We start from the raw sequence: 12509 nt of genomic DNA, 5'->3' as shown, positions 1-12509 counted from the left end.
CATGATGAAAGGCGGAATTGCCGGCCTGATGAAACAGGCCCAGCAGATGCAGGAAAACATGAAGAAGATGCAGGACCAGCTCGCCCTCGTCGAAGTCGAGGGCCAGGCGGGGGCCGGCATGGTGAAGATCCTCATGACCTGCAAGCATGACGTTCGCCGTGTCACGATCGATCCCTCGGTCATGGACGACAAGGAAATGCTGGAGGACCTCGTCGCCGCCGCGATGAACGACGCGGTGCGCCGCGCCGAGGCGACCACGCAGGAGAAGATGGCCGGCTTCACGTCCGGCCTCAATCTGCCGCCCGGGATGAAGCTCCCGTTCTGATGAGCTCGCCCTCAAGTCTCGACGAACTGATCGAAGCCCTGCGCGCGCTGCCCTCCGTCGGCCCGAAGTCGGCGCAGCGCATGGCCTACCACCTGCTGCAGCGTGACCAGCGCGGCGCCGGCCGGCTCGCGCGGGCGCTCGCGCACGCGCTCGAAGTCCTGCGCCACTGCGAGCGCTGCAACACCTTCTCCGAGACCGACATCTGCCAGCGCTGCGCCAATCCGCAGCGCGATCACTCGCTGCTGTGCGTCGTCGAGATGCCTGCAGACCTCGCGATGATGGAGCAGACCCAGCTCTACAACGGCCTGTACTACGTCCTCATGGGGCGCCTGTCGCCGCTCGACGGCATCGGCCCGCGCGAGCTGCGCCTCGACAAGCTCCTCGCGCGCGCCTCGGACGGCGCAGTCAAGGAAGTCATCCTCGCGACCAATTTCACCAACGAAGGCGAAGCCACCGCTCACGTCATCGCCGAGCTCCTCGCCGCACGCGGCGTCAGGGTCAGCCGCCTGTCGCGCGGCGTACCCGTCGGCGGTGAGCTCGAGCACACCGATACGGGCACGATCGCGCAGGCTCTGGTCGAGCGGCGCGCGCTGTAATCAGGGGTGTTGTTGCGCTGCGGAAGCTGCGCTGCAGCATCCGCCGTCCATCCATTCCGTCCAGCGGCGCGGGAATGCGCTCGGAGGCGATGCCAATGGCATGCTTTTGGCATGCCCTCTTTTTATGTATCAGGCTTTTTGCTAAAATCCCGCAGTTTTTTTGTATCCGGAAACGGGTTTCTTTTCAGGGATGAGGTCATGAGCGTGGATCAGAAGATGGACAGTGGCCGCCGGCAACTGCTTGTCGCGACGTCGGCCGCCGGTGGCGTGGCTGCGGTTGCGACGGCTGTGCCGTTCGTTGCCAGCCTGACGCCGTCCGAGCGTGCCAAGGCTGCAGGTGCGCCGGTCGAGGCGGACATCAGCAAGCTGGCGCCGGGCGAGATGATGACGGTGGAGTGGCGTGGCAAGCCCGTGTGGATTCTGCGTCGGACCCCGGAAATGCTGTCATCGCTCGAAAAGACCGATGCAGCGGTCAGCGATCCGGAATCCGGCAAGGAAATGCAGCCCGAGTACGCCAAGAACAAGCATCGCTCGATCAAGCCCGAGTACCTCATCACCGTCGGCATCTGCACCCACCTGGGCTGCTCGCCGAGCGACAAGTTCAAGGTCGGTGCCGACAGCGGCATGGGCGAAGACTGGCACGGTGGCTTCCTGTGCCCCTGTCACGGCTCGAAGTTCGACTTGTCCGGCCGCGTGTACAAGAGCATGCCGGCGCCGGACAACCTCGAGGTGCCGCCGCACAAGTACCTTTCCGATACCACGATCCTCATCGGTGACGACTCAAAGGCCTAAGCGATGACTACGAAATCCCAAGAGCTGCTCAACTGGATCGACGAGCGGTTTCCGCTGACGTCGACCTGGAAGGAGCACCTGTCCGAGTACTACGCGCCGAAGAACTTCAACTTCTGGTACTTCTTCGGTTCGCTGGCCCTGCTCGTGCTGGTGATCCAGATCCTGACCGGCATCTTCCTGGTCATGCATTACAAGCCCGATGCCTCGCTCAACGCCTCCGGCATCCCGGTCGCGTTCGCCAGCGTCGAATACATCATGCGCGAAGTCCCGGGCGGCTGGCTGATCCGCTACCTGCACTCGACCGGCGCGTCGGCCTTCTTCATCGTCGTGTACCTGCACATGTTCCGCGGGCTGCTCTACGGTTCCTACCGCAAGCCGCGCGAACTGATCTGGATCTTCGGCACGCTGATCTTCCTTGCGCTGATGGCCGAGGCCTTCATGGGCTACCTGCTGCCGTGGGGCCAGATGTCGTTCTGGGGCGCGCAGGTCATCGTGAACCTGTTCTCGGCGATTCCGGTCATCGGTCCGGACCTGTCGGTCGTCATCCGCGGCGACTTCGTCGTGTCCGACGCCACCCTGAACCGCTTCTTCTCCTTCCACGTCATCGCCGTGCCGCTGGTGCTGATCGGCCTGGTGGTCGCGCACATCGTCGCGCTGCACGAAGTCGGCTCGAACAACCCTGACGGCGTCGAGATCAAGAAGAAGAAGGACGCGAACGGCATTCCGCTCGACGGCATCCCCTTCCACCCGTACTACACGGTGAAGGACATCGTCGGCGTGGTCGGCTTCCTGATCTTCTTCACGGCGATCGTGTTCTTCGCCCCCGAAGGCGGCGGCTACTTCCTCGAGTACAACAACTTCATCCCGGCCGACCCGCTGAAGACCCCGCCGCACATCGCTCCGGTATGGTACTTCACGCCCTTCTACTCGATCCTGCGCGCGGTCACCTACCCGCTGTTCGGCATCGACGCGAAGTTCTGGGGCGTGGTCGCGATGGGCGCAGCCGTGGTCATCATCGCCTTCCTGCCGTGGCTGGACCGTAGCCCGGTGAAGTCGATTCGCTACAAGGGTGGCCTGTTCAAGGGCATCCTCGCGGTCTTCATCGTCTCCTTCTTCATCCTCGGCTACCTCGGCGTTCTGCCGCCGACCCCGGGTCGTACCTTGGTGGCGCAGATCTGCTCGGTGATCTATTTCGCCTTCTTCCTGGCGATGCCGTGGTACAGCAAACTCGACAAGTGCAAACCCGAACCGGATAGGGTGACTTTCAAATGACTATTAGCGTATTCAAGACCCTGAAGCGCCTGGCCGCGGCTGCGCTGTTTGCGCCGACGCTGGCGCTGGCCGCCGGTGCCGTGCTGCATCTGGACAAGGCCCCGGTCAGCACGGACCCGGCTGCCCTGCAGGCGGGCGCCAAGACCTTCGTCAACTACTGCATGAACTGCCACAGCGCGAGCTTCGTCCGCTACAACACGCTGACGCAGATCGGCCTGACCGAGCAGGAGATTCGCGACAACCTGATGTTCACGGGCGAGCGCGTCGGCGACCTGATGAAGGTCTCGGCCAGCCCGAAGGAGCAGAAGGCCTGGTTTGGTGCGACGCCGCCCGACCTGACCCTGATCGCGCGCCAGCGCGCATCGGAGTTCGGCAGCGGCGCAGACTGGCTGTACACCTACCTGCGCCAGTTCTATCGCGACCCGAACCGCCCGACCGGCTGGAACAACAAGGTCTTCGAGAACGTCGGCATGCCGCACGTGCTGTGGGAACTGCAGGGCGAGCAGATCGCCAAGGTCAGCGAGCACGACGGCGTGAAGTCGATCGAGCTGGAACTCGCGAAGCCGGGCAAGCTGTCCGCGCAGGAATACGACAAGACCGTCGCCGACCTCGTCTCCTTCCTCGTGTGGATGGGCGAACCGGTCGCCGAGAAGCGCAAGTCGGTCGGCGTTGTCGTCCTCATCTTCCTGGCGGGCCTGTTCGCACTGACTTTCGCGCTGAAGAAGAACTACTGGAAGGACGTTCATTGAACGTCGGCGCGAACTGATTCGTTGCCTTGAAGTCTGACGCACCACGCGGCACACGCGTGGTGCGCTTTGTTTTTGTATCGGGAGCTGCAACACCATGATGAACCTGTATTCCGGCACCACCGACCCGTTCAGCCATCGCTGCCGGATCGTGCTGTTCGAAAAGGGGATGGACTTCGAAGTCATCGACGTCGATCTCTACAACAAACCGGAAGATATTGCCGTCATCAATCCGTACAACCGGGTGCCGGTACTGGTGGATCGCGACCTCGTCCTGTACGAGTCCAATATCATCAATGAATACATCGACGAGCGCTTCCCGCATCCGCAGCTGATGCCGCCCGACCCGATCATGCGCGCGCGTGCACGCCAGCTGCTGCACACCTTCGAGCACGAGCTGTTCTCGCACATCGACGCGCTCGAGAAGAACCAGAAGGGCACGGTCGACAAGAGCCGCGCGCACGTTCGCGATCAGCTCGTCCAGCTCGCGCCAATCTTCGTCAAGCAGAAGTTCATGCTCGGCGACGAGTTCTCGATGCTCGACGTGGCGATCGCGCCGCTGCTGTGGCGCCTCGAGCACTACGGCATCGAACTGCCGAAGGCTGCCGCGAACCTCATGAAGTACGCCGAGCGCATCTTCAGCCGCCAGGGCTTCATCGATGCCCTGACGCCGTCCGAAAAGGTAATGCGTCGTTGACGCGCAGGCGGCCCCGCGCGTCGGGGCCCCACGGATCGAATCCATGAGCAAGGTATCCACCAAACCCTACCTGGTGCGCGCCATCTACGACTGGTGCCTCGATCAGGGCTTCACGCCCTACGTCGCGGTTGCGGTCGACGAGCGCACCGTCATTCCGCCCGGCTACGCGCGCGACGGACAGATCGTGCTCAACCTGGCGCCGGATGCGACCAACCATCTGGTGATGGGCAACGACCTGATCACCTTCCAGGCCCGCTTCGGCGGCGTCGCGCATGCGCTGTCGCTGCCGGTGTCCAACGTTCTCGCGATCTATGCGCGCGAGAACGGGCACGGCATGGCGTTCGAGCCGGAGCTGGCGGGCGGTGAGGCGCAGCCCGAGGAGGACGTGTCGGTAGATGCCGGCCCGGGTTCCGGCGTGGGCGATGGCGAAGGGCCGGACACGCCGACCGGGGGCGGGCGGAGCGCCGCCCGCAATCACCTGAAGGTCATCAAGTAGGCAGCGTCAGGACGGCAGTGCAGCCGGCGATCCGCCGGTCTGCGCTGCCGTTTCGACATGCCGTCGGTGCAGGTGCGCAAGCCGCGTCGTCTCGTCGGCGCTCCCGCGCCGCGCGTACGCGTGGTGGGCTCAGCGCCGGCCGTCGAGGAAGGGGAAGTGCTCGACCGGGGGGACGCGCCCGGAGAGGAGGTCGGTGAGTGCGCTCGCCGAACCGCAGGCGAGCGTCCACCCCAGCGTGCCGTGGCCGGTGTTGTACCACAGGCGGGAAATGCGGCTGCGCCCGATCAGCGGGATGTTGCCGGGCGTGGCGGGGCGCAGGCCGCTCCAGCGTTCGGCCCGGGTGAGATCGACGGCGCCGGGAAAGCGTGCCTCGACCCAGTCGAGAATCGCCTGGCAGCGGGTCGCGTTGATGCTGGTGTCGAAGCCGTTGAGCTCTGCCGTGCCCGCCACGCGCAGGCGGTCGCCGAGGCGCGAGCAGACGATGCGGCGCGATTCGTCGGTGAGGCTGACGCTGGGCGCGCGCGCGGGATCCACGACGGGGGCTGTGATCGAGTAGCCCTTGACCGGGTAGATCGGCAATTTCTCGCCCAGCGGTTCAACGAGTGCGCGGCCGTAGCTGCCGAGGCAGACGACATACGCGTCTGCAGTCAGGGCGCCCCCGCGGCCCTGCGCGTCGCGCACCTCGACTGCGTCGATGCTGCCGCGCGTGCAAGACAGGCGGGTGATCCTGGTGTCGTAGTGGAAATGCACGCCCGCTTCGGCGGCGAGGCGCGCAAGGCCTTGGGTGAAGCGGCAGGCGTCGCCGGATTCGTCACCGGGGGCGTACAGCCCGCCGGCGAGTTGCTCGCGCACGCCGGCGAGCGCGGGTTCCACGTCTATGCACTCGTCGGCCTCGCAGGCGCGCGCGGCGATGCCGTAGGTGGCGAGTTCTGCGACGCGCCCGCGGGCGTGGTCGAATTCCGCCGGGGTGAAGAAGAGATGCAGGATGCCGCGCTCGAGGTGATCGTAAGCGAGGCCGGTTTCCGCGCGCAGCGCCCGCAGCTGCTGGCCGCTATGCACGGCGAGGTTGGCGATGGCCGCCGTGTTGCGGCGCGTGCGCCCGGGCAGGCATTCGCGCAGGAAGGCGAACGCCCAGCGCCACTGGGCGCTGTCGGCATGCGGACGGAACAGCAGCGGCGCGTCCTCGCGGCCGAGCCAGCGCAGCGCCGTGAGCGGCGCGCCGGGATTGGCCCACGGTTCCGGGTGGCTGATGGAGATCTGGCCGCCGTTGGCGCGGCTGGTTTCGAGTGCCGCCTCGGGCTCGCGATCGACGACGCTGACTTGGAATCCGGCTCTGGCGAGATACCAGGCCGTGGTGACGCCGGTGACGCCGGCGCCGAGAACCAGAACGTGCATAGTGAGTGATCGGATCTTGCGGTCGCCGGACCGGCCGTCGCCGCCGCTGCGCGGGGAAGCCCGCGGAATGGCGATCATAACCCCTTCGCGGGGCGGCCGGTGCGCGGATCTTGATGCGTTTGGCCGCCGTACGCGGGATAATCGCGTTCTTTCAGCTTGCGCAACTATCTGCATCCGGCCCGGCCGGATCCACAAGGAGTCATTTCATGCGACGCGTCACGCTAACCCAGTTCCTGATCGAGCAGCAGCGCGCGGGCCGGACCACGCCCGAGCTGCGCCTGCTGATCGAGGTCGTCGCACGCGCAGTGAAGGCGATCAGCGTCAATGTGTCGAAGGGCGCGCTGGCCGGCGTGCTGGGCGAGGCCGGCACCGACAACGTGCAGGGCGAGGCCCAGAAGAAGCTGGACGTGATCGCGAACGAGATCCTGCTGCAGGCGAACGAGTGGGGCGGCCACCTCGCGGCGATGGCGTCGGAGGAGGTGGAGGAGGTGCATCAGATCCCCTTCGATTATCCGAAGGGCGGCTTCCTGCTGCTGTTCGATCCGCTCGACGGTTCGTCGAACATCGACGTGAACATCTCGGTCGGCACGATCTTCTCGGTGCTGCGCAATCCGGAGGGCGACGGCGAGCCGACGGAGCAGAATTTCCTGCAGCCAGGCCGTGATCAGGTCGCCGCCGGGTATGCGCTGTACGGTCCGTCGACGCAGCTGATCCTGACTGTCGGCGATGGCGTGCATGGCTTCACGCTGGACCGCGAGATGGGCAGCTTCATCTACACGCATCCCTTCATGACCGTGCCGAACGAGACGCAGGAGTTCGCGATCAACGCGTCGAACGCGCGCTATTGGGAGCCGCCGGTGCAGCGCTACATCGCTGAACTGCAGGCGGGCAAGTCCGGCCCGCGCGGCAAGGATTTCAACATGCGCTGGGTCGCCTCGATGGTCGCGGACGTGCATCGCATCCTGACGCGCGGCGGCATCTTCATGTATCCGCTGGACGAGAAGTGCCGCGACAAGGGCGGCAAGCTGCGCCTGATGTACGAAGCCAATCCAATGGCGATGATCGTCGAGCAGGCGGGCGGCGCGGCAACGACGGGGCGCGAGCGCATCATGGATCTGCAGCCGACCAAGCTGCACCAGCGCGTGCCCGTGGTGCTGGGCTCGGCGGAGGAAGTCGCGCGCGTGACGAAGTACCACCTCGAGGGCTGAGGAAGGCGCCGCCCCGCCCGCGCGCGGTCCGGGGGCGGCTCCGGGCAGGCGCTCGTGGCCTTCGGCTTCCCGTCGCGGCGTGCGTTGCGGGAGCGGCGACGCAAACTCGCCGGCTGCGCCGGCTCAGACATGCGTCGCCTTTTCCTCCCGCAACGCACGCCGCGACGGCACTCGCGGACAGCCCGGATCCGCCCCCGGCCCGCGCACGGGCGGAAATTCGTACCATCCCATCGGCCTCGATATTCGCCCGGCCGTTCACATGCAAGGCGGTCCGGTGCCCTTTGCCGGGCTGTCCGTGAGCGCCGGTCCGATGCAGTCTGCGGGGGAAACAAGGCGACGCATGTCTGAGGGCGCAACGCGCCCGAGTTTGCGTCGCCGCCCCCGCAGACTGTATCGGACCGGGAAGCCGAAGGCCGCGAGCGCCTGCCCGGCAGAGGGCGCCGGACCGCGGGGTGGTTCACGCAGGCACTGACCTCGCCTTCGACCAGGACCGATTGGCCCGAATCTCCTCACCCCGACCGTCGTCCCTCGCCGGTCCGTATCTCTATCGTCTTCTCGTCCTTCACGACTTCCATCACCACATAGGTGTGCGTCTGCTTGACGCACGGCAGCTCCGAGATCTTCTCGCCCAGCACGCTGCGATAGGTCTGGATGTCGCGCGTGCGCACCGTCAGCAGGTAGTCGAAATCGCCTGCGATCATCTGGCAGGTCTGGATTTCGGGGATGCGCTGCACGGCCTCGTTGAAGAGCTTCAGTTCGTGCGCGGTCGTGCCGTTCAGCAGCACCTGCACGATCACCACGTGCGCGCGGTCCATCGCGACCGGGTCGAGATCCGCGTGGTAGCCGCGGATGACGCCGCCTTCCTCCAGCTTGCGCACCCGCTCGGCGCATGGGGTCTTGCTCAGGCCGACGCGGCGCGCGAGTTCGACGAATGACAGGCGGGCATCCTTCTGGAGTTCGGCGAGAATCTTGAGATCGATGCGGTCCATTCCGTGCGCCTGCAGGCCATTCGTCCGAAAAGTGTGAGGTCGACGGGAATTATGGCTTATTGGAAGCGAATTTCGGAGCCATAAACTAGGATGTTGGGTGAAGAATCGGGTTTTCGACGGGCGAGTTCGCCCGTCCGGGCCGGCGGCAGGAGACCCCGCCGGGAATCCTTTACGGAGTTTTCGCCCATGAGCACCCAGAACAATCCCGACCTCCTCGCCGCCATCCCCGCCGAAGCGCGTTCGGAACTGCGCCGGCACATCTTCAACGCCTGCCGCAGCCCCGAACCGATCTGCGTGCCGCCGCTCGTCGCGGCCGCCCGCGTCGACGCCACGATGCAGCGGCGCATCCATGACCTGGCGCGCCAGCTCGTCGTCGGCCTGCGCTCGAAGCGTGCGCGGTCGAGCGGCGTCGATGCGCTGATGAAGGAGTTCTCGCTGTCGAGCCAGGAAGGCGTCGCGCTGATGTGCCTGGCCGAGGCACTGCTGCGCGTGCCCGACAAGGCAACCGCCGACCGCCTGATCCGCGACAAGCTGTCGCGCGGCGACTGGGGGGCCCACCTCGGCCAGAGCCCGTCGCTGTTCGTGAATGCGGCGACCTGGGGGCTGCTGATCACCGGGCGGCTGGTGGCGACGCGCAGCGAGGAGGGACTCGCCAGCGCTCTCTCCAAGCTGCTGACGCGCGGCGGCGAACCGCTGATCCGCAAAGGCATGGATCTGGCGATGCGGCTGCTGGGCGAGCAGTTCGTGACCGGACGCACCATCGAGGAAGCGCTGGAGCGCGGCGCAGAGCGTGAGACACGCGGCTACCGCTACTCGTTCGACATGCTCGGCGAGGCGGCCATGACCGCGGCAGACGCCGAGCGCTACTTTAAGGACTACGTGCACGCGATCCACGCGATCGGCAACGGCTCCGGCAAGCGCGGCGTGGTCGACGGCAACGGCATCTCGGTGAAGCTCTCGGCGCTGCATCCGCGCTACAACTGGGCGCAGCGCGAGCGCGTGCTGGGCGAGCTGCTGCCGAAACTGAAACAGCTGTGCGAGCTGGCGCGCGGTTACGACATCGGCCTCAACATCGACGCCGAGGAGGCCGACCGCCTGGACATCTCGCTGGACCTGCTCGAAGCGTTGGCGGAGGACAAGGGCCTCGCCGGCTGGGACGGCATCGGCTTCGTCGTGCAGGCGTACCAGAAGCGCGCCCCCTTCGTCATCGACTGGATCGTCGACCTCGCCCGCCGCAACGAGCGCCGCCTGATGGTGCGCCTCGTGAAGGGCGCCTACTGGGACGCAGAGATCAAGCGTGCGCAGATCGACGGGCTGGATGGCTATCCGGTGTATACGCGCAAGGTCTATACGGACGTGTGCTACCTCGCGTGTGCGAAACGGCTGCTGGCCGCGCGCGATGTGATCTATCCGCAGTTCGCGACCCACAACGCGCACTCGATGGCGTCCATCATCCACATGGCAGAGGGTGACTACCGCAACGGCGAGTACGAGTTCCAGTGCCTGCACGGCATGGGCGAGCCGCTGTACGACCAGATCGTCGGCGACCCGGCGCTGCGCCGCATGGTGCGCATCTATGCGCCGGTGGGCAGCCACGAGACGCTGCTCGCCTACCTGGTGCGCCGATTGCTGGAGAACGGCGCCAACACCAGCTTCGTGAACCTGATCGTGGACGAGAACGTGCCGGTCGAGGAACTCGTCCGCGACCCGGTCGCGCTCGCCGAGCCGCTCGCCGGCTCGCCGCATCCGCGCATCCCGCTGCCTCGGGACCTGTACGGACAGGGGCGGCGCAATTCGCAGGGCTTCGACCTGTCGAGCGAGCCCGCGCGCTCCGCGATCGCCGCCGCGCTGGTGCACAGCCGCAGGCAGCGCCATTCGGCCGGGCCGCTGGTGGCCGGTCTCGTCATCGAAGGTTCGCCGCAGCCGGTGCGCAATCCCGCCGACCTCGAGGATGTCGTCGGGGACGTCATCGAAGCCGATCTGGCCGAAGTCGAGGCGGCGCTGCGTGCCGCCGAGGCGGCCGCGCACGACTGGGCGGCGCGTCTGCCGGTGCAGCGTGCCGAGTGTCTCGAACGCACGGCGGACCTGCTGGAGCGCGACGGGGCGGCACTGATCGCGCTGGCGGTGCGCGAGGCCGGCAAGTCGTGGTCGAACGCGATCGCCGAACTGCGCGAGGCGGTGGACTTCTGCCGCTACTACGCGCAGCAGGCGCGCGAACTGGACAACGCGCAGCACCTGCCGCTGGGGCCGGTGCTGTGCATCAGCCCGTGGAATTTCCCGCTGGCGATCTTCGCCGGGCAGGTCGCCGCGGCGCTCGTGGCCGGCAACCCGGTGCTGGCGAAGCCGGCCGAGCAGACGCCGCTGATCGCCGCCTGGGCGGTGCGCCTGTTCCGCGAGGCGGGCGTTCCGGATGCGGTCGTGCAACTGCTGCCCGGCCGCGGCGACGTCGTCGGTGCGGCGCTGGTGCGCGACGCGCGCGTGCGCGGCGTGATGTTCACCGGCTCGACCGAGGTCGCGATGATCATCAACCGCACGCTCGCCGAGCGTGGCGGCGACGTACCGCTGATCGCCGAGACCGGCGGCCAGAACGCGATGATCGTCGATTCGACGGCGCTGCCCGAGCAGGTCGTCGGCGACGTGATCGCGTCGAGCTTCGATTCGGCCGGCCAGCGCTGCTCGGCGCTGCGCGTGCTGTGCCTGCAGGAGGACATCGCCGACCGCGTGATCGAGATGATCGAGGGCGCGGCGCGCGAGCTCACGGTCGGCAACACTGCCGACGTGCGTTCGGACATCGGCCCGGTGATCGACGCCGAGGCGCAGGCCGGGCTGCTCGCGCACGTCGAGGCGATGCGCAAGGGCGGCGCCAAGGTGTTCCAGCTGCCGCTGTCTGCAGACTGCGCGAAGGGCACCTACGTACCGCCGACGATGATCGAGATCCGTTCGCTGGCGCAGTTGAAGCGCGAGGTCTTCGGCCCGGTGCTGCATGTGCTGCGCTTCCCGGCACGCGAGCTGATGCGCGTCATCGACGAGGTGAACGCCACCGGTTACGGCCTGACGCTGGGTATCCATTCGCGCATCGACGAGACCATCAACGACATCGTCGCCCGTGCCCATGTCGGCAACATCTACGTCAATCGCAACATGATCGGCGCGGTCGTCGGCGTGCAGCCCTTCGGCGGCGAAGGGCGCTCGGGCACGGGGCCGAAGGCGGGCGGGCCGCTGTACCTGCATCGCCTGCTGCGTCGCAGCCCGGGGGCGGAGTTCGCGACGGCAACGGCAGTGCCGGAGCTCTTCGAACGTTTCGCCGCGTGGGTGGACGAAGCGGGGCGCGCGCTCGTGGAGGGCGACGACACGATGGCGCTGCGCCTGCGTGCCGAGGCCTACCGCAGCCATCACCTTGCGCACCTGCGGCTCGCGCTGCCCGGGCCGACCGGCGAGGACAACAGCCTGAGCTTCAGGCCGCGCGGCACGGTCGCGGCGGTGGCGGGGTCGATGGCGGGCTACTTCCACCAGCTGATGGCGGCGCTCGCGACCGGTAACGGCCTCGTGCTGGGCGACGATGCACTCGCACGCAAGTTCCTGGCAGCCCTGCCGGCCGAGATCGCCCGCTGCGTGCGCATCGACGCGCAGTGGTTCGACGGCGAGTTCGGGGCGCTGCTGTTCGAGGGCGAAGAAGGGGCCGCGGACGAATGGCGCGTGCGCCTCGCGCGCCGCGACGGTCCGATCCTGTCGCTGGTGCGTCCACAGCCGGACTACGACCTCGGCCGACTGGTGGCCGAGCGCACGCTGAGCATCAACACTGCGGCGGCGGGCGGCAACGCGAGTCTGATGGCGATGGGCAACTGAGGACGACTTGTTCCTCCCCCTTCAAGGGGGCGGAGCAGGGGTTTCGGCGAGCACTGCTCGCTGCCTGCGGAGCGGCGATGCGAAGCCGAGACTACCGGTTAGGAGGGGGATGGGTTTCTGCGACGTGTGCTTAACCCATCCCCACCC

The 12509-nt window shown here is 67.0% G+C and carries 11 protein-coding genes; 9 read left to right on the top strand and 2 right to left on the bottom strand.

The features are described 5' to 3' along the window. The first annotated feature begins 1 nt into the window (after position 1). The 7 genes from GPA27_RS08470 to GPA27_RS08440 all read left to right on the top strand — a co-directional run bounded on the left by GPA27_RS08470 (position 2) and on the right by GPA27_RS08440 (position 4924). The gene (locus GPA27_RS08470; RefSeq protein ID WP_050414651.1) at positions 2-325 is read left to right on the top strand and encodes a YbaB/EbfC family nucleoid-associated protein; all 324 of its coding nucleotides are present in this window, start codon (positions 2-4) and stop codon (positions 323-325) included. Then, on the top strand, positions 325-921 hold the full coding sequence (gene recR / locus GPA27_RS08465) for a recombination mediator RecR (RefSeq protein WP_169139475.1): 597 nt from the start codon (positions 325-327) through the stop codon (positions 919-921). Before GPA27_RS08470 ends, recR begins: the two co-directional genes overlap by 1 nt. Positions 922-1119: 198 nt before the next feature. Next, positions 1120-1713 carry a ubiquinol-cytochrome c reductase iron-sulfur subunit gene (gene petA / locus GPA27_RS08460; protein WP_169139473.1) on the top strand — a complete coding sequence of 198 codons (594 nt, stop codon included), beginning with the start codon at positions 1120-1122 and terminating at the stop codon, positions 1711-1713. A 3-nt stretch (positions 1714-1716) separates the two neighbouring features. Continuing rightward, positions 1717-2985 (top strand): cytochrome b, encoded by a 1269-nt coding sequence (locus tag GPA27_RS08455; RefSeq protein WP_169139471.1) that lies wholly within the window; start codon positions 1717-1719, stop codon positions 2983-2985. Continuing rightward, the gene (locus tag GPA27_RS08450) at positions 2982-3734 is read left to right on the top strand and encodes a cytochrome c1 (RefSeq protein WP_169139469.1); all 753 of its coding nucleotides are present in this window, start codon (positions 2982-2984) and stop codon (positions 3732-3734) included. The genes GPA27_RS08455 and GPA27_RS08450 overlap by 4 nt, the downstream gene beginning before the upstream one ends. Positions 3735-3828: 94 nt before the next feature. Further along, complete coding sequence (locus tag GPA27_RS08445; protein ID WP_169139467.1) at positions 3829-4428, top strand: glutathione S-transferase N-terminal domain-containing protein; 600 nt, start codon at positions 3829-3831, stop codon at positions 4426-4428. Positions 4429-4471: 43 nt separating this feature from the next. Further along, positions 4472-4924: a ClpXP protease specificity-enhancing factor gene (locus GPA27_RS08440; RefSeq protein ID WP_169139465.1), complete on the top strand. Its 453-nt coding sequence runs from the start codon at positions 4472-4474 to the stop codon at positions 4922-4924. Between the two features lie 129 nt (positions 4925-5053). Here the strand turns inward: GPA27_RS08440 and GPA27_RS08435 are convergent, their stop codons facing one another. After that, positions 5054-6319, bottom strand: coding sequence for a D-amino acid dehydrogenase (locus GPA27_RS08435; protein WP_169139463.1), 1266 nt, complete (start codon positions 6317-6319; stop codon positions 5054-5056). 206 nt (positions 6320-6525) lie between these two features. Here GPA27_RS08435 and GPA27_RS08430 point away from each other — a divergent pair, with 206 nt between their 5' ends. Further along, positions 6526-7527 (top strand): class 1 fructose-bisphosphatase, encoded by a 1002-nt coding sequence (locus GPA27_RS08430; protein WP_169139461.1) that lies wholly within the window; start codon positions 6526-6528, stop codon positions 7525-7527. A 509-nt stretch (positions 7528-8036) separates the two neighbouring features. On the opposite strand, the gene GPA27_RS08425 is transcribed toward GPA27_RS08430, so the two are convergent. Beyond that, a complete protein-coding gene (locus GPA27_RS08425; RefSeq protein ID WP_169139459.1) occupies positions 8037-8516 on the bottom strand; it encodes an Lrp/AsnC ligand binding domain-containing protein in 480 nt (159 codons plus the stop codon). A 186-nt stretch (positions 8517-8702) separates the two neighbouring features. Here GPA27_RS08425 and putA point away from each other — a divergent pair, with 186 nt between their 5' ends. Then, entirely contained in the window at positions 8703-12362 is a 3660-nt protein-coding gene (putA, locus tag GPA27_RS08420; RefSeq protein WP_169139457.1) for a trifunctional transcriptional regulator/proline dehydrogenase/L-glutamate gamma-semialdehyde dehydrogenase, read from the top strand. The last annotated feature ends 147 nt before the right edge of the window (positions 12363-12509 follow it).

The organism is Aromatoleum toluolicum, assembly GCF_012911005.2.
GTDB classification, from domain to species: Bacteria; Pseudomonadota; Gammaproteobacteria; order Burkholderiales; family Rhodocyclaceae; genus Aromatoleum; species Aromatoleum toluolicum.
The sequence above is the reverse complement of the archived record's forward strand: the minus strand, read 5'-3'. Positions and strand labels throughout refer to the sequence as shown.